This is a genomic window from Clostridium ragsdalei P11 (assembly GCF_001675165.1).
In the GTDB taxonomy this organism is placed as follows: Bacteria; Bacillota; Clostridia; order Clostridiales; family Clostridiaceae; genus Clostridium_B; species Clostridium_B ragsdalei.
On sequence record NZ_LROS01000017.1, the window covers coordinates 1 to 21,403 of the forward strand.

Genomic DNA, 21,403 nt, shown 5'->3' on the forward strand with positions numbered 1-21,403 from the left:
CATACAGTGATTCTATTTCAAATGATTTTCTTCCCATAATTAAAACTCCTTTCTCCGTACATTTAGTATTTGGAGAAGAATTTTAATTATTCTGTATAAGTTAATATTTTAGTTAGAAACCCTATATCTATGGGTTTTGAAGCTTAGATTATCCATAAAATTGTTTTAGTATCTTTAAATATATTGTTGTGTAAATTTGTATATAGAATTATATTATAATTATGTATGTAAGTTTTTGAGTTGAAAGTTGATAGTGGACAATTGACAGTGAAGGATGATTTTTAGCTATCGCAAAAAATCCACATTAACTATTAATTCTTCATTCTTAACTATTAACTAAAAAATAATATATTTAGGAGATATTTAAATGAACAAGACTATTTTAATGGTAGATGATGAAGAAAGAATGAGGTTTCTCATAGAAGCCTATTTAAAAAATGAAGGATTGAATATGATTCCAGCAGGAAATGGTCAGGAAGCGTTAGAAAAATTTAATGAAAATCATGTTGATTTAGTAGTGCTGGATATAATGATGCCTGTAATGGATGGATGGACGGCATGTAAAGAACTTAGAAAGATTTCCAATGTGCCTATAATTATGCTTACAGCTAGAGCTGAGGATGAGGAGCAGCTTTTAGGATTTCAACTTGGGACAGATAGTTATGTAACTAAGCCAGTGAGTCCAAAAGTATTGGTAGCCAAAATAAAGGCACTTTTAAAAAGAACTTATTCTGAGGAAAAAAATCAGAATAAGCAAAATAGTTATGATGGACTCTACATAAATAGGGAAGGTCATGAGGTTAAAGTAGATGATGAAAATGTATATCTTTCTCCAAAAGAATTTGAATTACTTTGTTATTTAATAAAAAATAAGGATATAGTTTTAAGTAGAGAAAAAATTTTAGATGCAATTTGGGGAATAGACTATTATGGAGATCTTAGAACAGTAGATACCCATGTGAAGAGACTCAGAGAAAAATTAGGAGTTAAATCCTATTTAATAGCCACCGTTAGAGGAGTGGGTTATAAATTTGAGGTAAAAAAGCAATGAGAATAAGTCATATCATAAGTGAAAACAAACTTGTTACCAGAATAAGAAAAAATATAACATGGAAATTGTTTATAATAACGGCTCTGGTGTTTATAATCTTTATAAGTAGTACGTTAACATTTCAGATGCTATTTTTTGGTAGATTTTATATAAACAAAAAAGAAAGTAATATGCTAAATCAGGTTGAAAAGTTTAGAACGCTTTATAATAAGACAAATGATGAAGATAAGTTAGCTAATTTAATTGGAAAATTTGAGCAGGATAATAATGCTAAAATAGTTATAATGGATACAAGTGGAAAAATAAAATTTGTAACAAAACCAGATAGCCAAAGTTATGATGCAGTTAGAATAAAAGCCATAAATGATATTATAGTAAATTGGACTATGAATTCTGACTTATTAGAGCAAGTAAAAAGAGATAACAGGTCTGTAACTGTAATTACCGAAAAAAAAATTAATGGTACAAAAAATATATTAACAGTTGTACCTAATAAAAAAAAGATGGAGATAATATTTTCAATTACATCCTTGCAGCCTGTAAATGAAGCATCTTCAGTAATAAAGGAATTTTACTTTTATTTTTATATAGGTGCCATAGTTTTAATTTTGATATTATGTTTAATGTATACTAATATGGTTTCAAAGCCGTTAGTAAAGTTAAATGACACTGCAAAGAAAATGGCATCACTTGATTTCTCTGAAAAGTGCAATATTAAAAATGAAGATGAAATAGGAAATTTGGCAAGTACTTTAAACTTTTTATCATACAATTTAGATAAAGCCCTAACTTCAGTTAATGCAGCTAATGAGAAACTGGAAAAGGATATAGAAAAAGAAAGGAATATAGATAAGGCCAGAAAGGAATTTATAGCTGCAGTTTCCCATGAACTTAAAACTCCAATAAATCTAATAGGAGGATATGCAGAAGGGCTAAAAGATGGAATATTTAAAGAAAATGAGAGAGAACAGTACATTGATGTTATAATAGATGAGAGTAATAACATGGCAAATTTAGTATCAGATATGTTAAATTTATCACACCTTGAATCTGGAACCATGAAACTTTCTAAAGAGGAGTTTTTTATAGATGATCTTATAGAATCTGTAATAAAGAGATTTTATAAAGTTATAAAGGATAAGGGTATAACTATAAATTGCAAGATTATAACAAAAACTAAAGTTTGTGCAGATTGGGATAAAATGGAGCAAGTAATAACCAATTTTACAACTAATGCTATAAAAAATACTTATGAAGGAGGAATTATAACTTTTGCTATTGAAAAGGAGTCTAATAAAACTATTGTGTCTGTAGAAAACACAGGGAAGAGTATACCAGAAGAGGAATTAGGGAAAATTTGGGATAATTTCTATAAGCTAGATAAATCAAGAAATAGAAAGTTAGGTGGTACGGGTATAGGCCTTGCTATAGTGAAGAATATATTGATACTTCATGGATATAAATATGGTGTTAAAAACACAGACAATGGTGTAAAATTTTATTTTGTTGTATATCAATGAATCTTACTTAGTGGGAAAAGCAGATATCCCAAATCTTTGATTTGGTGATAGTCGCTTTCGCTGTGTGCAAGCAGATATCCCAAATCTTTGATTTGGCAATAGTCGCTTTCTCTTTAGAGTTTTGCTTCTCCCACTAAGTTTAGATGAATTATCTAGGGGCGTAGCTACTGTTATCTTCCACTTTGATAGAAGTGGGAGTGTTACAGTAGGGAGCCATCAGATAAAGTTCAAGAATGTTAACGATTTGTTAATAATTTATTAACATCCTTGCCATGTAAGTGTCACTTATATATTGTAAAATTCTTTTTATAAATTAAAAAATATTCAATTATAAAAAGGAGAAGAAATGAAGATTACGGATATAAAAAATAGTAAATTATTTGACTTTGCAGCGGATATAAGAAACAGCAGACTATTTAATCTTGCAATTAGTTTACTATTTGATAATGCAGATATAATTTTATTTTTTATTATAATTTTTTGGAAATTAATATCTTATGAAAAAAATATATCATCCAGCTTTGTGCCAATGTCTGTAAGACTTGCAATAGCTGCTTCTATATTGATATTGATAAGTTTTTCACTGATTCTTAAAAAGAAGAGCAGAATAAGTTTTTTATATACAGTAGATATAATACTAAGTTTAATACTTATAGCAGATTTGATGTATTATAGATACTTTAAGGACATTACTACGGTAGCAGCTATAAAAAATGCTAAGCTGTTAAAAGGTGTGTCTGCAAGTGTAACTAGTGTAGCTAGTGTTAAAGATTTGTGGTATCTGGTAGATATACTTATTTTAGTACCTTTAAAGAGGAAGTATAAAAAAGCAGAGTTTGGTATAGTGCCTATGAGAAGAAGACTGGTGAGTTTTATAGTAATTTTGGCAGTAGGAGTAGGTATCAATGCAAAAACATTTTATAGGGTATCTAAAGAACAACCTACGCTTTTAACTGCAATGAGTAATAGAATATACTTGACTACAATGATAGGAGATGTAAATTTTCATATAGTAGATTCATATAACTATATAAGCACTAGCCTTAGAAACTCAAAAAAACTATCTACGGATGAAGAAAATAAGATAAAAACTTTTTTACAAAACAATAATAATACCACAGGAGAAACTAATTTTAAAGGTCTGGCTGAAGGAAAAAATTTAATAGTAATTCAGGTAGAAGCACTTCAGGGGTTTGTTATAAATCAAAAAATAAATGGACAGGAGATAACACCAAATTTAAATAGATGGGTAAATAAGTGTATGTATTTTGATAACTACTATTATCAAGTTGCAGGGGGGAACACCTCTGATGCAGAGCTTATGTCAAATAATTCACTGTATCCTGCACAGTCAGGAGCAGCTTACTATACTTATAGTGGAAATAAATATGACTCCATAGCAAGTGAACTAAAAGATAAAAATTATTATACTGCAGCACTTCACGGTAATACTGAAGGATTCTGGAATAGAAATGTTATGAACAAAGCTCAGGATTTTGATGACTTTTTTGGAGAGCACAGCTTTGATGCAAGTGAACAGATAGGACTTGGAATTAGTGATGAGTCGTTTTTAAATCAGTCTCTTGAAAAGATGAAGACTTTTAAACAGCCGTATTATTCTTTCTTAGTGACACTAACAAGTCACTATCCTTATGAGGCCGTGGACAAGTATGGAAGTTTTGATGTAGGTCAATATAAAGGCACTCTTCTTGGAAACTACTTACAAGCAATACATTATACAGATGCACAGCTTGGAGAGTTTTTAGATAAGATGGAAGAAGAAGGAATGATGAAAAATTCTATTGTGGCACTGTATGGAGATCATTTTGCTATACCAAAGGATAATATAAATCAGCTTTTTAGTTTTGAAAATGAAAGTAGAAATGATGATTATGCTTGGTTTAAATATCAAAAAGTACCTTTATTGATCCATTTTCCAGGAGACAAGTATGCAGGAGTTAACCATAAGTATACTTGCCAGATGGATCTATATCCTACTTTAGCAAATCTATATAATTTGCCTAAAAACTATATGTTTGGTAAGGATATGTTAAATGGGGACAGCGAAAAAGTTGTTTTTAGAAATGGTTCCTTTATAGATGGAAAAAATTTATATGTATCTTGGACAAATACTTATTATGATTTGGCAACAGGAAATAAAATTTCAGAAACGGATGCACTTAAAAAGGAAAAAGAAGAGTATACTAAGGAATTAGAATACTGTGATGAACTTCAAAATCATAATTTAATAAAAACCTTTGATCAGCAAAAAACAAATTAGTTAAATTTATTTAGTATATGAAATGAATTTTAAGCATAGTATTTATAGATATATAATTTAAAGTGAAAAATGATATATGATAATTAAAAGTATATTACAGTTTATTTTTACTATATTTATATTTATTATACCTATAAGTTTAGTGGCTTTGGTATATGTTGACTTGAAGGAATTGGTTTATGAAATAAAAAACATTCGAAGGAAATAGTAATTTGTAGGAGGATAATATGGCACATGGAGACTTTTTCACCTTTAGCGAGTACATGAAAAAGGAATATGATATTTTAACTCCATCTATGGAAGATTATCTTGAGATGACATATAGATTATCTTGTGAGGAAGGATTTACAAGGATTCATGAATTGGCAAAGGCTTTAAATGTGCAGCCTCCTTCAGCTACAAAAATGGTACAAAAATTAGCTGAATTGAAATTTATAAATTATGAAAAGTACGGAATGATAATTCTTACAAAAGAAGGAGAAAAAATGGGACAGTACCTCTTAAAAAGACATAATACTGTTGAAAAGTTTTTAAAGGTACTTGGAATACATGAAAATGTATTAGAACAAACGGAAAAATTGGAACACACTATAAGTGATCATACAGTTAAGTACCTGGAAGATTTTATAGATTTTGTAGAGCTTAGATCGGATGTTATAGAGGATTTTAAAACTTTTAGAAAAAATAAAGTTAATAAAAAAAGTAAAAAAATTAAAGGAAAGCATAGTTGAATAGTAAAAAATAATTTATTTAAATTATTTTTTACTATTTTAAATTATATGCTATAATTGAGTTATACTAATAAATGAAGGAAGAGAGGAAATAATATGGATTTTGTAAATAAAAGTTTTCCGGTGATTGGGAAAGTATTGTTGGTATTAGTGGTAGCTTTTATTTTAGTAAGAATAGTGCCTTTTGCTGTGGTAGCTGGAACTGTATTATTTGCATTTGTAAAAATAAAAAAATATTTTAAAAGTAAGAAAAATACCTCATCTAAAATGGAAAATATGAATAATATGGTTGACGATAAAGAGGACCCATTTAATTTCTCTAATAAAAAGGTTATAGATGTAGAATATGATGAAGTTAAAAAGTAAAGTATATTAAAAACTGCCTAGTGCAGTTTTTAAATGAAAGGAGTTGAAAACCTTTTAACAAAGGTGAGCATATGATAAATACGGCGATAATTACAATGAGTGACAAGGGATCCCAGGGTAAGCGAGAAGATAAAACGGGGCCTGCTATAGAAAATATGTTAGATAAGTCCCAATATAAGGTTGAGTATTATAAAGTTATACCAGATGAAATAGAAGAGATAAAAAAACAATTGTGTTATATCTGTGATGACTTGAAATTAAATTTAATTCTTACTAATGGAGGAACTGGTTTTTCTGTGAGAGATGTAACACCAGAGGCAACTTTAGAAGTTATAGATAAAAATGTGCCGGGAATTGCTGAGGCAATGAGAATGAAATCATTAAGTGTAACTCCAAAGGCAATGTTGTCTAGGGCAGTTAGTGGAATAAGAAAGAAAACTTTAATTGTAAATCTTCCAGGGAGCCCAAAGGGTGCTGTAGAAAATCTTCAGTTTATATTGCCAGCACTTCCGCATGGAATTGATATACTCATGGGCTGGGATTCTGAATGTGCTAGATAACTTTAAACAAAGGAGGACAGATTTATGGAACTTACTCATATAAACGATCAAGGTAGAGCTAAAATGGTAGATGTAAGTGAAAAAGGTAATACTGAAAGAAAAGCAGTGGCTGCAGCTTCCGTATACATGAAAAGGGAAACTCTAGATATCATTGCACAGGGAAAGGCAAAAAAGGGAGATGTGCTTTCTGTAGCCCAGGTAGCAGGAATAATGGCTGCAAAAAATACTTCAAGTTTAATTCCCATGTGTCACCCATTAAATATATCTGGATGTGACATAAAGTTTGTATTGGACTTTGAAAAAAATAAAGTTGACATTGAGGCTTCCACGAAAATTGTGGGAAAGACAGGAGTGGAGATGGAGGCATTAACGGCAGTTAGTACAGCAGCTCTCACTATATACGATATGTGCAAAGCTGTTGATAGAGGAATGGTAATATCTGATATAATGCTTCTTGAAAAAAGTGGAGGAAAATCTGGTATATTTAAGAGACAATTTTAATTGATTTTATATAGTTAGGAGGAAAACTATGGCCAAGGTTATTTCAGTAAACATAAGTGAAAAAAAAGGTGAAATAAAAAAACCTATAGGTAGAGGATTTTTTAAGAAAGATAATGGTCTTGAAAATGATGCTCATGCAGGAAAATGGCATAGGCAAGTTAGTTTGCTTGCACAAGAAAGTATAGATAAAATGACAGCACAGGGAGTAGAAAATTTATCTAGCGGTAAATTTGCAGAAAATCTTACTACAGAAGGCATTGTGCTTTATGAACTTCCTGTAGGTACCAAACTTAAAATAGGTGAAGTACTTATGGAAGTAACACAGATAGGTAAGGAATGTCATAAAGGATGTGCTATACGACAGCAGGTAGGAGATTGTATTATGCCAAGGGAAGGTATATTTACAAGAGTTATTGAAGAAGGATGGATATCTGATGGAGATAGCATAACTTTAGTTAATTAGTAATTAAGAGTTAAGAATTAATAGTTGTGGATTTTAACTAAAAATAAACCTATACGAAGGAATATTTTTATAATAAGCAAGAATATTTAACGAGCTTGTGTTTATAAAAATATCTGAAGTATAAGTTTATTTTTTACTTTGAAACTATTTTATTAATCGTGGATTTTTACATCTAAAAGATCAAGTATGAACATAAAAAGCGGAATACCTATAAGAAATCCCCAGGCACCCATTATATGTTCTGAAACTATAAGTATTATAAACGTAAAGAATATAGGAAGTTTTACTTTTGAAGACATTAATTTTGGATTTAAAACATAACTTTCAATAATATGAATTATAGCAACCATAATTAGTACGTATATAACTTTTGTAAATCCACCTATACTGAAGGCAACAATAGAAAGAGGGATAAGTGATATTATAACTCCTGCTACAGGAATTAAGCTGAGTACAAATATCATAAATCCAAGTGTAACTAATTGTGGAAAGTTCATAATGGAAAGCATTATAACAGATATAATGGTATTAAAAAATGCTATAATAATCTGAGCTTGCATTACCTTTCCAAAAGAATTTAAAAAGTTTTTACCGAAAAAACACAAGTAGTCATATAATCCTGATACTTTGCTATCTTTGAATTTTTTCAAGAAATCAATAATATTATGTTTGCCAAGCACAAAAAATAAACTTAACATTATAGAAATAAATATGTTTACACTCCATTTCCCTACGTTTGTTGCCAGTTGAAGGGATATATTGAAACCAGATCTCAAGTAACTTTTTATATCTATTTGCCCTAGCATATTTACTAAATATTTTTGCAATATGTCTAAACGCGAATTAGTACTAGTAGGATGTATTTGAAATTGTGAAGCATGATTTATCATATATTTTGTTTGATTTATTAGTTGGGGAATATAATTTACAACTAATAATATGATAAATAAAAATAGCAGCGAATATAAAATAATTGTTGTAATTTTTTCTTTTGTTACAGTAACATTTTTAATGTATTTCAAAAGAAAATTCTGAAGACTATTCATTATATAGGAAAATAAAAATGTTAACAGGAATAAATCAATTATAGATTTGGACCAATAAACCACTAGTATTATGCAAGTAAAAAAAAGTACTCGTTTTGTGGATTCTTTTGAAAAAAATTCTTTGATAAAAGACATCTAATCTCTCCTTAAATTTATTGTCATTATATTATATATTATAAAAAGTATTTTACCCAAAATTCAAGTAGTATTTTATATAAAAACAAGTAATTTTGATAATAATTTTTTAATTTTATGTTAATATAACGAGTCTAGTCTTTAAATTAACTCGCACAAGGGAATATTTTGACAAATTTTATTATTAAAAAAATTTTTTAATGAGTCTAAGGTTTGTATTCTAGGCATTAAATTTGAAATATAAAATATAATTATAGTAGATAATATTTGACATACAAACATATGTTCGGTATAATGATTTTAAGACAACATAATGATTGCAACTTTTAGAATAAATTAATAAATATCAATCTTAGGAGGTAAAATGAGTAATTATAATATATTTGTAAGTATAAATTATAAGGGAGATAAATCTGAAGAATTGTATAAGAAAACTAGAGTAAATAATTTCAATATAAATTCAAATAAATATTTAATAGGTGGTGGCATTTATAACAGTAAAAGGGGCGGAAAGATTGTATTTACTGCAAAAACTTTAGAAGAGATAAATCAAATAACTAAAAAGAAACCTTTGCTAAAAAATAATATACCTATGAAATACAGTATAGCATTTATTCCTAAGAAAATATATTAAATAGTGAAATACATATTTTTTATTTCCCAATTTTTTAATATTACTATTGCATAATTATAATATTAAATGTATAATTATAAAAAATGAGGGGGCAAAAAATATGAAAAAAATAGGTATGATAATGTTAAGTGCAATTATGGTGTTTACACTTTTTACAGGATGTGGTACTAATGCAGGAGAACAGGATAATTCCCTTAATAGAGTTAAGGATGCAGGCAAATTAACTATAGGATTAGATGATTCCTATCCACCTATGGAATTTAGAGATAACAAGAACAAGTTGTCTGGGTTTGATATAGATTTAGGCAATGCACTTGCTCAAAAATTAGGGGTAAAGTTAAATATAGTAGTCACAGATTTTAATGGTATAGTTCTAGCACTGCAGTCAGGGAAATTTGATGTTATACTAGCTTCCATGAGTATAACTGACGAGAGAAAAAAGAAAATAGATTTTGTAGGACCTTACATTGACGGTGGACAAATAATAATAACTAAAGCTGGAAATAGTTCTATAAAAACTAAAAATGATTTAAAAGGTAAGATAGTAGGTGTACAACTTGGAGCTACAGGGGAACAGGCTGCTACAAAAGTAAGTGGAATAAAAGAAATTAAAAAATATGACAAGATAACAGAAGCTTTCCACGAGGTTAACATAGGTAGAATTGATGCAGTAGTATGTGATGCTCAAGTTGGACAATATTATATTTCAAAAGATAAAAGTAATTATGTTATTTTGAAGGATAGACTTACAAAGGAACCTATAGGAATAGGTATAAAAAAGAAGGATAAAAAGTTAGAAGAAGCTTTAAATAAGGCATTAGATGATCTTAAAAAGGATGGAACTATGTCTAAACTATCAACTAAATGGTTTGGATATGATATATACAAATAATATTGAAGCAGGTTCTCTATTTAAAACATAGGAAACCTGTTAAATTTTTATTGTTTATTTATTTCAAATATAAATTCATTTTTATGCATTAATTCAAGGATATGAAGGGATAAGTATATATGATGTACAATATTGGGATCGTTAAGATTTATTTTCATAATCTGTTTTATCTTATCAATACGATAAAACATTGATGCACGATGTATGTGTAGGATGTTTGCAGATACTGATTGATTTCTATTATTCATCAAATATACATATAGGCTTTTAGTTAAACAGGTATTATTTTTGCGATCATATTGAATTAATAAATGTAGAGAAGGGTGACAAAACCTCTCTATATTTTCATAAGTAGAAAGACTATCTAGTAAATCGTATACTACATAATCTTCATATATATAAAACACCTTGTCAATATTAAGGCTAACCCCAAGTTCAATTGCCTTTAATGATTGTTTATAATAATATTGTAAATTCGTAAAATCTGTTATGCAGTTACTAAGCCCTGCATATAGATTATTTTTTTTAAGAAATTTTTTTAAAACTTCAAACTCATTTTCAAAAATGCTAATTTTTGTACGATGGTTAATGAGCAAGACAATGTGGTTATTATATATAAGAGATTTACTTTCTTGAATAATACCAGAAATTTTATATCTCAAGTATGTTAATGGTATTTTTTTTTGAGAATACTGGTTCATATCAAAAATAAGTATATAAACTCCTGAGCTAATATCAAAATTCAAAGACCGTATTTTATTTATCACTAGTTCCTTATCTGTAACAGCGTTATCTAACAAATCTTTTAGAAAGCTTTCATAAGTGGTGCCTTTAGTGTATTTGTAGAATTTGTCATTTCTCATTTGAGTTTCGATTACGTCACATAATAATGAAACGAATTCAATATCTCTATCTTTAAAAGGTCTTTCTGCTTCAGTAACTGCTATATATCCTATGATAATATTATCAATTGTAACTTTCTCAATAATCATATTATTATCATCTATACCTTTTACCATAACAGGACAGTTTTGTCTATCAACTTTTTCCCATATTCTATTAAACTTTACAGAATTCATGGCGTTATTGGAAAAGTAACCTTTTTTTATATGTTCATCCCAATAATGACCAATGGACTTATTACATATGGAATTGGCTATAATTTTGCTGCTAGTATCATTAAATATAATAGGATTACCGACAAGTTTAAATCCAATATCTATAATATGTTGAATACCTTTTTCATGTATGAGTGCATCTAATAGTTCTTCCATATATATATCTATATTTTTAAGCTTGAAGATAATGTCCTGTATTTCGTTGAAAATAGTATATTTATTTTTATCTGTATCAATGAAAATAATATTTGAATTTTTAGAATAGGCAGAGATCTTATAATAATTTATACACAAAAGGTTTACTGGGTAGTTTATGGGTTGAAGATTTGCTAAATCTGAGGCGTCTCCAACATATAAAGTGTTTGGATCAAAGGATTTTGCTTCACTTAGAAGTAACTTCACTAAGGTAATTTTTGTGAACTTTTCATTTTTTAGTATTAACTTGTGAGTATACTGTACTAATTTAGATGAAAGAACTTTAATATCTATATTCATAGGAAATCACCTCATGATAAAGTATATTACAAAGTGTAACGTTTTGTAAACTTACTTTTTAACATTTGTAGGATGACTTCCAAACTTTGGGTAAGTATAATTATAGATATAAATAAAGTAATTCTATAAATAATGGGGGTATGGATTTATATGAAAAATGGATTAGAACTATATAATGAACATTTAGAAAGACTTAAAAAAGTTATAGCACTGAAGAAAGCAGACAGGACACCTATTAATTTAAATGCAGATTCTTTTTGTGTTAGAGCAGCAGGAGGAAAGCTAGCAGATCTTGTGACAAATATGGAATATGGAAACGAACTATTACTTCAAGGTATGAAGTCCTTTGGTGATATTGATTGTACATTGGGTTATGGATGTTTTCCTCAAACAAAAGGAGCCTTTTTCCTTTCGAATATTAAGTTACCTGGACGTGAATTACCTGATGATGCTCTTTGGCAAATTGATGAAGTTGGATTTATGACAGAAGATGATTATGACACTATAATTGATAAAGGCTGGAATAAGTTTTATATAGATTTTTGTAAAAATAGATTAGGAGATCCTTTAAAGATAATGGAGGATATAATAAAAATACAGCCCAAAATAGCACAAAGTTATAAAGATGCAGGTATTGTAGCAATAATAGGTAATGCTATGGTAGGAGCTCCTTATGAAACCTTGTTTGCTGGTCGTTCAATAAAAAATTTTGTAAAAGACCTGATAAGAATACCCGATAAAGTTATAGCTGTAATGGACGTTATGGCTGAAGAAGGTTATGAGGATTTAAGAAAAGCAATACGTGCTGATAAACCTTTAGCAGTATTTTCAGGTGGATCACGTATGGCAGGAGATTTTATATCACAAAAAGCTTTTGAAAAATTTGCATGGCCATATTTAAAAAAAGGTGTTGAGGTTGCGGTTGAAGAAGGGGCAAATGTTTATCTTCATTCGGATTTATGTTGGGATCGTTTTTTAGATTATTTATGTGATCTTCCAAAAGGTAAATGTATTTTCCATCCTGACAGTACAACAGATATTTTTAAAGCTGGAGAAGTACTTAAAGGACATATGTGCATTATGGGAGATGTTTCACCTTCACTTTTAACATTAGGTACACCTGATGAAGTATATGAGTACAGCAGGAAATTGATTGACCAATTTGCATCACAAGGATTTATTATGGCTGCAGGATGCTGTATACCGGCAAATGCAAAAATAGAAAATGTAAAAGCAATGGTTGCAGCTGCTTTAGAATCATAAAGTGTATATTGCGAATAGGAAATAGTATAAGTAACAGGTTTAGTGTAAACGATTTGAATAATTATTAAAATAAAAGGGGTGAAATAATGGAAAATGTAAGTGGAAAGAAGCCATTATGGATATTTGCAATACTCTCTTTTGGATTTTTGATAATGGCAACGGGAACTACTTCTCCTGCACTGGCAAATATATCTCAAGCCTATCCTAAATTACCTTTTAGTGTAGTTGTGCTTATTGCTACTATACCTACTTTGCTTTTAATTCCATTTTCATTGATATCCGGGAAACTAGCTGGCACGGTTATGACTTATAAAAATCTCACTATTGTTGCAATAGTCTTATTTTTAATAGGTGGAGTCGGTCCTTATTTTATAAGTAACTTTGGTTTAATTCTTGTTATGAGAGGAATTTTGGGAGCGGGGCTTGGAATAATGTCACCTCTTGGTGGTGCTCTTACATTAACTCTTTTTGAACCAAAAGAAGCGGAAAATCTTATGGGTGCAGGCGTTGTTGTTGGAAACATTGGTGGCATAGTATTTCAACTTCTTGGAGGAATATTTTGTGCAGTTAATTGGAGATTTACTTTTCTTGCTTATTTTTTAGGAGCAGTATCACTTATTATAGTTATACTCTTCTTTCCAAAACTTCCGTTGACTGCAAAATCCAATTCTGAAAAAGTTAAAATGCCGGCATACGTATATATATGGTCAAGTATATACGGAATTTTAATGTTATTAGTATATCCAATGTTTACAGGAATGTCTTCGCTAATACTTACAAATCACTATGGAAATGCTGCTGGAGCAGGAGTGGCACTTACCATGTTTACAGTTGGCGGAATGATAGCAGGAGCAATCTTTGGCACAGCATTTAGAATGTTATCCAAGTTCACTATTCCTATAGGGATTGTATTAACTTCTGTGGGATTTATATTTTTTGCATATGGAACGAATTTAATTCTTTTTATAATTGGAGCAACTATTGTTGGTATAGGATTTAGCCTTTCTGGTACTGCTATCATGATGCAGGTGGGAAGATCTGTTCCAGCATCTGGAACTGCTGTTGCAATGTCTATTGTCATGGCATTTATGAGTATAGGTGGTTTTGTTTCAGGATTTGTATTTGCATTTATTGAAAAAATATTCAATATGACATCATTAAGATTTCCATTTGAATTTTCACTTGTATGTTTTATTATTTATGCAGTTATTCATTTAGTGGTGAATTTTAAGACTCCTAAAAAACAAAAGGTTTCAATTTAAAATTATTTGGATAAAAGTTATTGTTATTTAATAAATAAAAAATTGTTAATAATTTCAATTAAATGGGGGAATTAATATGAAAACTGGAAAAGAGTTGTATGATGAACATCTTAACAGACTTAAAGATGTAATAAATATGAAAAAGACTGACAGAGTACCAATTGTACTTAATGCAGATGCTTTTTGTACCAAGAACGGAGGAGGAAAGCTATCAGATCTTGTCAATGATGTAGTATATGGTAATATGGAACTATTAAAGGGGATGCAGGCACTTGGAGACATTGACAGCATAGAGATACCTGGGACATACCCTCCATCTATGGGCGCATTTTTCCTTTCTAAAATCAAAGTACCAGGAAGAGAATTGCCTGATAATATGATTTGGCAGATTGATGAAAAGTCATATATGACGGAAGATGATTATGATACTATAATTGATAAAGGATGGAATTACTTTTTTATGGAATATGCCAAAAAGCATGTACCTGAAGGGCTTAAGGAAGTAGAGTATTTCAGTCAATTTGCTCCACAAATAGAGCAGAATTTTGTTGATGCAGGGATTGTTCCCTTATGCCAGGGTAGTGTAATGAGTGGTGCACCATTTGGTGCTTTGTGTCCTGCACGAGGAATATCTAAATTTCTTATCGATTTACACAAGATTCCTGACAAGGTTCAGGCAGCTATGGATGTTATAGAAGAGGAAAATGAGAAGGTGTTAAGGAAGCAAATTCGTGAAGTAAAACCTTTAGCAGTATTTGTAGGAGGAGCTAGGGAAGCAGGCGATTTCCTTTCTTTAAAGGCATTTGAAAGATTTTCATGGCAGTATACAAAAAGAATTATAGATATTATTGCAGAGGAAGGTTCTATTGCTTACCTTCATATGGATATGAGTTGGGATAGATTTATAGATTATTTCCTTGACTTGCCTAAAGGTAAATGCATTTTTTCACCAGATAGCACAACAGATATTTTTAAAGCTGGAGAAGTACTAAGAGGGCATATGTGTTTCATGGGAGATGTTGCACCTTCACTTTTAACTTTGGGGACTCCAGATGAAGTTTATAAGTATGCCAGAAGATTGATTAAAGAATTTGCACCTCAAGGACTTATTATGTCATCAGGATGCAGCATACCTCCAAATGCCAAAGTTGAAAATGTAAAGGCTATGGTTGCAGCTGCCCTTGACAATTAGTATATATCTGAATTGAACAAATATTTTTATTAAATTTGTATTAAATATAGCATCATTGTAGTAAATCTGCAATGGTGCTATATTTTTTAGTTAATAGTTAAGAATGAAAAATTAATAGTTAATAAATAAGACAAGTTATTATCAATAGAGATATATATCACTATTGATAATAACTGTGCAAGTGATATAATTATTGTGATAAACAGAGTTCTTGGCATCAGATGAAGTTTTAACTTCATGTGATGCTTATTAACAGGATTCTTAGTGCTTCAGCACTTAGAAGGCGTTATCCTTTAGGGGAAATCGTTATCCAGGGACGTAGCTGCTCTTTACTCTCACTTGGAGAAAAGCAGATATCCCAAATCTTTGATTTGGTGATAGTCGCTTTTATAGAGTATGTGGGAGTATTAGAGTAGGTAGTCATCGGACAATTTTGATAATTAAGGAGGAACAAGTTTTGGAAAAGATTGCACTCATAACAGATAGTACTAGTGATTTGAGTAACAGTACTATAGAAAGATATAATATAAAAGTACTTCATTATAGGATAATATATAAAGACAAAGAATTTATAGATAAAGTAACTATAACTCCAGAATATGTATATGATAATTTAGATAAGGAAATACCTACATCGTCTATGCCACCTATTAGTGAAATGGAAGACTTATTTACAAATTTAGAAAAAGAAAATTACACACATGCCATAGTTGTAACTCTTTCTGCCGGATTAACTGGCTTTTATAACGGAGTAAAGTTAGTAAGTGAAAATCACTCTAAAATTAAGACATATATATTTGATTCTAAATCAATTTCTCTTGGAGAGGGTTTTATAGTAGCTAATTGTGCAAAGCTCATAGAAAAAGGCGTAAGTTTTGATGAGATAGTTAGGACAATACCAATTGTAAGGAGTAAGATCGATCTATTTTTTGTGGTTGGAACTTTAGAATATTTAAAAAAAGGTGGTAGAATAGGGAAAGTAGCAGGTACCATTGGGGAACTTCTGAATATAAAACCTATTGTATCAATTGATAATAATGATGGAAAATACTATACTTATGATAAGGTAAGGGGAAGAAAGAAATCTTTAAGTAGGTTGGTTGAAATTGCAAATGGAATTCTTGACAAAAAAAAGTGTAAACTGTGTATTGTACATGGTCATGCATTAGAGGATTCAAAAAAAATATTTGATTCAATAAAGGATCATAAAAACGTAACTTCTGCAATTTTTGGAGGAGCATTAAGTCCTGTAGGAGGAGTTCACAGTGGACCTGGTTTAGTTGGGTTAGTATTATTTGAGGAAGAATAAATTTTATGAGTAAATTTGATTTTAAAGGAAATACAAAGGAAGAAGAAAAATTTCTTTATAAAGAATATAAAAGGAAACTGGCAGAATTAAAAAAGGTAAAAAAGGAACAAGAAGCTGTAGGGCAGGTTTTTACAAAAGGACTTCTTCCTATATATGCACTTTATATTTTAAGCATAAATCCTACTAATGGAAATGATATATCCCATAAAATAGGAGAAAGAACAGGTGGAAGATGGGTTCCAAGTACAGGGGGAATCTACCCAATCCTAAGAAAACTGGAAAAAAATAAGTTGGTAATTGGAAAATGGGATGATTCTAAGAATAAAATGCAAAAAATATATACTCTTACGGATTTAGGAGTATGTGAACTTAAAAATAGAAAAAATCTTCTAAGAGATAAAATAGAAGATTCTCTAGAAGTATTTAAAATTGTATATAAAGATTTGTATGATGAATCAGAAGAAAATAAAGATTTATAAAACATGCTGCTTAATTAGGTGTAGATAAGTTATGGGATAAGACACCATTTAAGAGCATGTTTTATTATATTAACTATTACTTTTAAAATAATCTTCCTTAAATTTTTTAAAGGAATAACTTATGGGTTTGTTTACTCTATATAATCCATATAGAAGTACTATAATTGCAAAGCCAAAGGATGCTATATTTGTTAGTACAGGTGATGTAAAGCCTGATAATATTTTATCCTCTAGCATCATATTTAAGGACGTATGGGCAAGTACAGCGCCTCCTAAGTATATTACCATAGGGTGTTTATTCATAAGTTTTGCTACAAACTGACTCCCAAAAAATATTATAGGAATATTTAGTACCAATCCAAATATTATACTAGGTATATGTCCATGGGCAGCAGCAGCTATTGCAAGTACATTGTCAAGACTCATGGTAGCATCAGCTATTACTATACTTGAGATTGCACGAAAGTATTTATTTGAAGGACTAACTTTTATATTTTCCTCCTCAGATTTAGGGCTTATGAAATTCCAGGTTATTTTTATAAGTAAAATTCCACCTATTAATTTTATAGGAAGCCATTCTATTAACATTATGTAAGTGATGAGGCAAGCAAATATTATTCTTAGAAAAATCGCAGCAAAAACTCCAATCATAGAAGCAGATTTTGCATGATTCTTTGGTAAATCTTTAGTTGCCAGGGCAATAACTCCTATATTATCACCACTTAATACTATATCTAATAAAGTAATTTGTAGAGCCCCTAGCAAAAAAGTAGTTAAATTATCCACGCCGTTTACTCCTTTTATCCTAATTTTTAAATTAAGTTAGTATTGTACAAAGTAATATATTCATTAAATATAATAAATATTACTTATTTAGTTTTTCTATAATTTATTGTAACACATAAATGATACAATATAAAGTATATAAAGCAAAATAATTTACCATATAATATGGTTTTTAAATCTACATACATTTTAAATAATAATGAATATAGAAGATTCTGACTTATTATTTTATTTAATTCATATATGTGATAAAATTAAATTTGAACAGATGTTTATATGAAATTAAAACGATTGCAAATAGGGGGAAATTAAATGAAAAACTATACTAATTTATTTAGAATTAAGTTAAATGATAAGTGGGGTTATATGGATAATAATGGACAAGTTATCATAGAACCTGTATTTCAATATGCATGGGATTTTCTGGATAGTTTAGCTGCTGTTAAGATGAACAATAAATGGGGATATGTAGACTGCAACGGAAAAACAGTTATAGACTATAAATATACACAGTCATGGAATTTCTCCGATGGATTTGCTCCTGTGAAAATAAAGGAAAAGTGGGGTATTATAGATCATAATGATAACATGGTTATAGAACCAAGTTTTAATTTTATTGATGAGTTCTCAAATGGAATGGCACTGGTAAACAAAAATAGTAAGTATGGTTTTTTGGACAAAAAAGGAAACTACCCAATAGCATTGAAATACGAAAATGCCTTTAGTTTTTCAGAAGAGGTTGCTAGGGTAAATAATGGCGATAAGTGGAAGTACATTGATAGTAAAGGAAATGAAGTAATAAACTGTAATTTCGATTGCGTTTTTGATTTTCATGAAGGATTAGCTCAAGTTATGAAAAATTTTAAATATGGATTTATTGATAAATCAGGTAATTTAGTTATAGAACTTAAATATGATAGTACAGATGGTTTTTATGAAGACGTAGCTAATGTAAAAATAGATGAAAAATGTGGATACATAAATAAAAAAGATGAATTTGTAATAGACCCTATTTTTGATGAAGCTCTTAATTTTAGTGAAGGACGAGCCTTTGTAAAGATAAAGGATAAATGGGGATGTATTGATAAAAGTGGAAAGTTTGTATTGAAACCTCAATTTGATGATGTAAATAATTTTTGTAATGGAGCAGCTATGGTAATATTGGATGATAAATATATATATATTGACAAAGAGGGAAAAAGAATTTGGGAAGAACAGTAGATACAATTGAGAATTAGAAGTTAAGAATTAAAGAGGAAATGGGCATAGATTTGTGTAAGAGTGAATCCATGCTCATTTATTATTGAAGGTAATTCAACTTTCGCACATATAGAATTTTGACTTAATATAAAAAAATTGTGAAACAATATTTTTAAAGAACAAAGTTCAAAGTTCAAATATCAAATAAGGATAATTTTCTTCCTAACGTCAGAAAATATTAAAATTATAGATTTCCTGAGGTACGAGGGAAATCATCTTTATCTGTTCTTTGTTATTTGAACTTTGTTATTTGAACTTTGTTATTTGAACTTTGTTATTTGAACTTTGTTATTTTAAAAAGCTTTGCTTCGCAAAGTTTTTAAACTGCGAAAGTTAAGTCTATATTTTTATGGCTCTTAGATATATAATAGGTTTTGTGACTTAATTATTATGAATGCGTTTGGAGGACTGAATATTTTGAAGTTATATATTTCGGACTTGGATGGAACTTTATTAAATTCAGATCAAGTCGTAAGTAAAGATTCAATTAGAATTATAAATAAGTTAATAGATTCAGGATTAAAATTTACTATTGCTACGGCTAGGTCCTATGAAGCTTGTAAAAGTATATTGAAACCATTAAATCTAAATATACCTATTATTTTAAATAATGGAGCTTTCGTATATGATACTACTTTGGCTAAAAATATAGTAGAGAACTATTTAGATGAGTGTACGGTTTATTTTATTTTAAAATATTATGAATTAAAAAAAATTTCACCTATAGTGTCTGCAGTGGATTCAATTGGAAATAAAAAGATATTTTATAGGGGCATTTTTAATGAAGGACAAAATATATACATAAATTCAAGAATACAGCATGGTGATACAAGGCTTACTGAGGTAAGTGATTTTTCACAAATAGTTAATTATAATATAATAAATATTTTTGCAATAGAAGCAAAGGGTGTTTTAGATGACACATATCAATTATTTACAAAAATAATAAAGGGCAGTTTTCATTACACAGAGGAAATTTATGCGAAAGGTTTTTTCTGGCTTGAATCAATGAATTATAATGCTAATAAAAGATTAGCAGCTAAATACTTAAAGGAAAGTTTGAAAGCAGACAAGCTTATTTGTTTTGGAGATAATTTAAATGATGCACCACTTTTTAAATTTGCGGATGAAAAATATGCAGTTAAAAACGCATATGATGAATTAAAAAAGTTGGCTACAGGAATTATTGGTTCAAATAATGAGGATGGAGTGGCTAAATTTCTTGAGTATAATATTGGTAATAGTTAAGAAGATTATTTATGGTAAATGTATAATAAAGGTCTGAAGATGGTATAGTAGGGTTAAACTTATATTGAATTAAATTTAGGAATAGTATATAATATAATTACACCCCCTCTAGGGGGGAGGGAGGAAAAATGAACGAAGAAAAAAAGAAGGCCATACAAGCTTTAAAAACTTCAAAAGGACAAATAGAAGGTATAATAAAAATGATTGAAGAAGGAAGATATTGTATTGATATATCTAATCAAATGGTTGCAGCTCAGTCATTGCTAAAAAAAGCTAATTTGCTTATTCTAAAACAACATCTTAATAATTGTGTAAAAGATGCTTTTATTAACAATAGTGGTGATGAGAAGGTAGATGAGATAATAGGGTTACTTTCAAAGTTACTAAAAGACTAATATATAACTTAAAAAATTATAGATATGCCTCCTCTTGCTTTCCATCTTACATTAAAGGTTTACATATAGCAATGTAGGAGGCGTAAAGCAAAAGCATAAATGATAACTTATAGTAAAATATCACCCCACAGGTGTGGGGTAAATATAATACTAAATGTAAAAGCTTAAAATATCAAGTGATTCTTAGGTTCAGGTGGAGTTTGCTTATAAGGAATACATTTTCTCAATCTGAACCTTAGAAGAACTTATCCAGGTGCGTAGCAGTGCTTATCCACCACTTCGAAGAAAAGCAGATATCCCAAATCTTTGATTTAGTGATAGTCGCTTTCACAGAGTGCGATGGGGGTGTTAGCAATGGTAGCAATCGGGTAGATAGTAGTTTTAAAGTTATGCGTATCAAAACAGAAGGAGGAAGA

Annotated in this window: 21 protein-coding genes; 18 read left to right on the forward strand and 3 right to left on the reverse strand. The window is 29.5% G+C overall.

Annotated features, from left to right (window positions below; translation table 11 throughout):
• The first annotated feature begins 367 nt into the window (after positions 1-367).
• The 8 genes from CLRAG_RS08690 to CLRAG_RS08725 all read left to right on the forward strand — a co-directional run bounded on the left by CLRAG_RS08690 (position 368) and on the right by CLRAG_RS08725 (position 7,473).
• Complete coding sequence (locus CLRAG_RS08690) at positions 368-1,051, forward strand: response regulator transcription factor (RefSeq protein WP_065078077.1); 684 nt, start codon at positions 368-370, stop codon at positions 1,049-1,051.
• On the forward strand, positions 1,048-2,571 hold the full coding sequence (locus tag CLRAG_RS08695; RefSeq protein ID WP_065078078.1) for a HAMP domain-containing sensor histidine kinase: 1,524 nt from the start codon (positions 1,048-1,050) through the stop codon (positions 2,569-2,571). The genes CLRAG_RS08690 and CLRAG_RS08695 overlap by 4 nt, the downstream gene beginning before the upstream one ends.
• Before the next feature lie 346 nt (positions 2,572-2,917).
• Complete coding sequence (locus tag CLRAG_RS08700) at positions 2,918-4,852, forward strand: LTA synthase family protein (protein ID WP_065078079.1); 1,935 nt, start codon at positions 2,918-2,920, stop codon at positions 4,850-4,852.
• Positions 4,853-5,079: 227 nt separating this feature from the next.
• Entirely contained in the window at positions 5,080-5,583 is a 504-nt protein-coding gene (gene mntR / locus CLRAG_RS08705; protein ID WP_065078080.1) for a transcriptional regulator MntR, read from the forward strand.
• A gap of 96 nt (positions 5,584-5,679) precedes the next feature.
• The gene (locus tag CLRAG_RS08710; RefSeq protein WP_065078081.1) at positions 5,680-5,949 is read left to right on the forward strand and encodes a hypothetical protein; all 270 of its coding nucleotides are present in this window, start codon (positions 5,680-5,682) and stop codon (positions 5,947-5,949) included.
• 71 nt (positions 5,950-6,020) lie between these two features.
• Positions 6,021-6,509 carry a MogA/MoaB family molybdenum cofactor biosynthesis protein gene (locus tag CLRAG_RS08715; RefSeq protein ID WP_013239154.1) on the forward strand — a complete coding sequence of 163 codons (489 nt, stop codon included), beginning with the start codon at positions 6,021-6,023 and terminating at the stop codon, positions 6,507-6,509.
• Between the two features lie 24 nt (positions 6,510-6,533).
• Positions 6,534-7,010, forward strand: a complete 477-nt coding sequence (moaC, locus tag CLRAG_RS08720) for a cyclic pyranopterin monophosphate synthase MoaC (protein ID WP_065078082.1) — start codon at positions 6,534-6,536, stop codon at positions 7,008-7,010.
• A gap of 28 nt (positions 7,011-7,038) precedes the next feature.
• On the forward strand, positions 7,039-7,473 hold the full coding sequence (locus tag CLRAG_RS08725; protein ID WP_065078083.1) for an MOSC domain-containing protein: 435 nt from the start codon (positions 7,039-7,041) through the stop codon (positions 7,471-7,473).
• A gap of 152 nt (positions 7,474-7,625) precedes the next feature.
• Here the strand turns inward: CLRAG_RS08725 and CLRAG_RS08730 are convergent, their stop codons facing one another.
• Positions 7,626-8,654: an AI-2E family transporter gene (locus CLRAG_RS08730; protein WP_065078084.1), complete on the reverse strand. Its 1,029-nt coding sequence runs from the start codon at positions 8,652-8,654 to the stop codon at positions 7,626-7,628.
• Between the two features lie 364 nt (positions 8,655-9,018).
• Here CLRAG_RS08730 and CLRAG_RS08735 point away from each other — a divergent pair, with 364 nt between their 5' ends.
• The gene (locus CLRAG_RS08735; protein ID WP_065078085.1) at positions 9,019-9,288 is read left to right on the forward strand and encodes a hypothetical protein; all 270 of its coding nucleotides are present in this window, start codon (positions 9,019-9,021) and stop codon (positions 9,286-9,288) included.
• Positions 9,289-9,388: 100 nt separating this feature from the next.
• Positions 9,389-10,180 carry an ABC transporter substrate-binding protein gene (locus tag CLRAG_RS08740; RefSeq protein WP_065078086.1) on the forward strand — a complete coding sequence of 264 codons (792 nt, stop codon included), beginning with the start codon at positions 9,389-9,391 and terminating at the stop codon, positions 10,178-10,180.
• Between the two features lie 47 nt (positions 10,181-10,227).
• Here CLRAG_RS08740 and CLRAG_RS08745 read toward each other — a convergent pair whose 3' ends face one another.
• The gene (locus CLRAG_RS08745) at positions 10,228-11,793 is read right to left on the reverse strand and encodes a PucR family transcriptional regulator (RefSeq protein ID WP_065078087.1); all 1,566 of its coding nucleotides are present in this window, start codon (positions 11,791-11,793) and stop codon (positions 10,228-10,230) included.
• A gap of 150 nt (positions 11,794-11,943) precedes the next feature.
• Between CLRAG_RS08745 and CLRAG_RS08750 the strand changes: the two genes are divergently transcribed.
• The 5 genes from CLRAG_RS08750 to CLRAG_RS08770 all read left to right on the forward strand — a co-directional run bounded on the left by CLRAG_RS08750 (position 11,944) and on the right by CLRAG_RS08770 (position 17,298).
• A complete protein-coding gene (locus tag CLRAG_RS08750) occupies positions 11,944-13,056 on the forward strand; it encodes a uroporphyrinogen decarboxylase family protein (RefSeq protein WP_065078088.1) in 1,113 nt (370 codons plus the stop codon).
• Positions 13,057-13,142: 86 nt separating this feature from the next.
• Positions 13,143-14,318, forward strand: coding sequence for an MFS transporter (locus CLRAG_RS08755; protein ID WP_065078089.1), 1,176 nt, complete (start codon positions 13,143-13,145; stop codon positions 14,316-14,318).
• A 76-nt stretch (positions 14,319-14,394) separates the two neighbouring features.
• A complete protein-coding gene (locus CLRAG_RS08760) occupies positions 14,395-15,510 on the forward strand; it encodes a uroporphyrinogen decarboxylase family protein (RefSeq protein ID WP_065078090.1) in 1,116 nt (371 codons plus the stop codon).
• A gap of 457 nt (positions 15,511-15,967) precedes the next feature.
• Entirely contained in the window at positions 15,968-16,819 is an 852-nt protein-coding gene (locus CLRAG_RS08765) for a DegV family protein (protein ID WP_065078091.1), read from the forward strand.
• 5 nt (positions 16,820-16,824) lie between these two features.
• Entirely contained in the window at positions 16,825-17,298 is a 474-nt protein-coding gene (locus tag CLRAG_RS08770; protein WP_065078092.1) for a PadR family transcriptional regulator, read from the forward strand.
• Positions 17,299-17,367: 69 nt separating this feature from the next.
• On the opposite strand, the gene CLRAG_RS08775 is transcribed toward CLRAG_RS08770, so the two are convergent.
• Complete coding sequence (locus CLRAG_RS08775; protein ID WP_065078093.1) at positions 17,368-18,084, reverse strand: TerC family protein; 717 nt, start codon at positions 18,082-18,084, stop codon at positions 17,368-17,370.
• Positions 18,085-18,396: 312 nt separating this feature from the next.
• On the opposite strand from CLRAG_RS08775, the gene CLRAG_RS08780 reads away from it, so the two are divergent.
• The 3 genes from CLRAG_RS08780 to CLRAG_RS08790 all read left to right on the forward strand — a co-directional run bounded on the left by CLRAG_RS08780 (position 18,397) and on the right by CLRAG_RS08790 (position 20,987).
• Positions 18,397-19,305 carry a WG repeat-containing protein gene (locus CLRAG_RS08780; RefSeq protein WP_065078094.1) on the forward strand — a complete coding sequence of 303 codons (909 nt, stop codon included), beginning with the start codon at positions 18,397-18,399 and terminating at the stop codon, positions 19,303-19,305.
• A 456-nt stretch (positions 19,306-19,761) separates the two neighbouring features.
• Positions 19,762-20,592, forward strand: a complete 831-nt coding sequence (locus CLRAG_RS08785; RefSeq protein WP_207644800.1) for an HAD family hydrolase — start codon at positions 19,762-19,764, stop codon at positions 20,590-20,592.
• A 128-nt stretch (positions 20,593-20,720) separates the two neighbouring features.
• Positions 20,721-20,987: a metal-sensing transcriptional repressor gene (locus CLRAG_RS08790; protein WP_065078096.1), complete on the forward strand. Its 267-nt coding sequence runs from the start codon at positions 20,721-20,723 to the stop codon at positions 20,985-20,987.
• Positions 20,988-21,403 lie beyond the last annotated feature (416 nt).

Excerpts from the sequence above, each read along its gene's own strand:
- CLRAG_RS08690 (WP_065078077.1), top strand. The coding sequence starts at position 368 with ATGAACAAGACTATTTTAATGGTAGATGATGAAGAAAGAATGAGGTTT.
- CLRAG_RS08695 (WP_065078078.1), top strand. The coding sequence starts at position 1,048 with ATGAGAATAAGTCATATCATAAGTGAAAACAAACTTGTTACCAGAATA.
- CLRAG_RS08700 (WP_065078079.1), top strand. The coding sequence starts at position 2,918 with ATGAAGATTACGGATATAAAAAATAGTAAATTATTTGACTTTGCAGCG.
- mntR (WP_065078080.1), top strand. The coding sequence starts at position 5,080 with ATGGCACATGGAGACTTTTTCACCTTTAGCGAGTACATGAAAAAGGAA.
- CLRAG_RS08710 (WP_065078081.1), top strand. The coding sequence starts at position 5,680 with ATGGATTTTGTAAATAAAAGTTTTCCGGTGATTGGGAAAGTATTGTTG.
- CLRAG_RS08715 (WP_013239154.1), top strand. The coding sequence starts at position 6,021 with ATGATAAATACGGCGATAATTACAATGAGTGACAAGGGATCCCAGGGT.
- moaC (WP_065078082.1), top strand. The coding sequence starts at position 6,534 with ATGGAACTTACTCATATAAACGATCAAGGTAGAGCTAAAATGGTAGAT.
- CLRAG_RS08725 (WP_065078083.1), top strand. The coding sequence starts at position 7,039 with ATGGCCAAGGTTATTTCAGTAAACATAAGTGAAAAAAAAGGTGAAATA.
- CLRAG_RS08730 (WP_065078084.1), bottom strand. The coding sequence starts at position 8,654 with ATGTCTTTTATCAAAGAATTTTTTTCAAAAGAATCCACAAAACGAGTA.
- CLRAG_RS08735 (WP_065078085.1), top strand. The coding sequence starts at position 9,019 with ATGAGTAATTATAATATATTTGTAAGTATAAATTATAAGGGAGATAAA.
- CLRAG_RS08740 (WP_065078086.1), top strand. The coding sequence starts at position 9,389 with ATGAAAAAAATAGGTATGATAATGTTAAGTGCAATTATGGTGTTTACA.
- CLRAG_RS08745 (WP_065078087.1), bottom strand. The coding sequence starts at position 11,793 with ATGAATATAGATATTAAAGTTCTTTCATCTAAATTAGTACAGTATACT.
- CLRAG_RS08750 (WP_065078088.1), top strand. The coding sequence starts at position 11,944 with ATGAAAAATGGATTAGAACTATATAATGAACATTTAGAAAGACTTAAA.
- CLRAG_RS08755 (WP_065078089.1), top strand. The coding sequence starts at position 13,143 with ATGGAAAATGTAAGTGGAAAGAAGCCATTATGGATATTTGCAATACTC.
- CLRAG_RS08760 (WP_065078090.1), top strand. The coding sequence starts at position 14,395 with ATGAAAACTGGAAAAGAGTTGTATGATGAACATCTTAACAGACTTAAA.
- CLRAG_RS08770 (WP_065078092.1), top strand. The coding sequence starts at position 16,825 with ATGAGTAAATTTGATTTTAAAGGAAATACAAAGGAAGAAGAAAAATTT.
- CLRAG_RS08780 (WP_065078094.1), top strand. The coding sequence starts at position 18,397 with ATGAAAAACTATACTAATTTATTTAGAATTAAGTTAAATGATAAGTGG.
- CLRAG_RS08790 (WP_065078096.1), top strand. The coding sequence starts at position 20,721 with ATGAACGAAGAAAAAAAGAAGGCCATACAAGCTTTAAAAACTTCAAAA.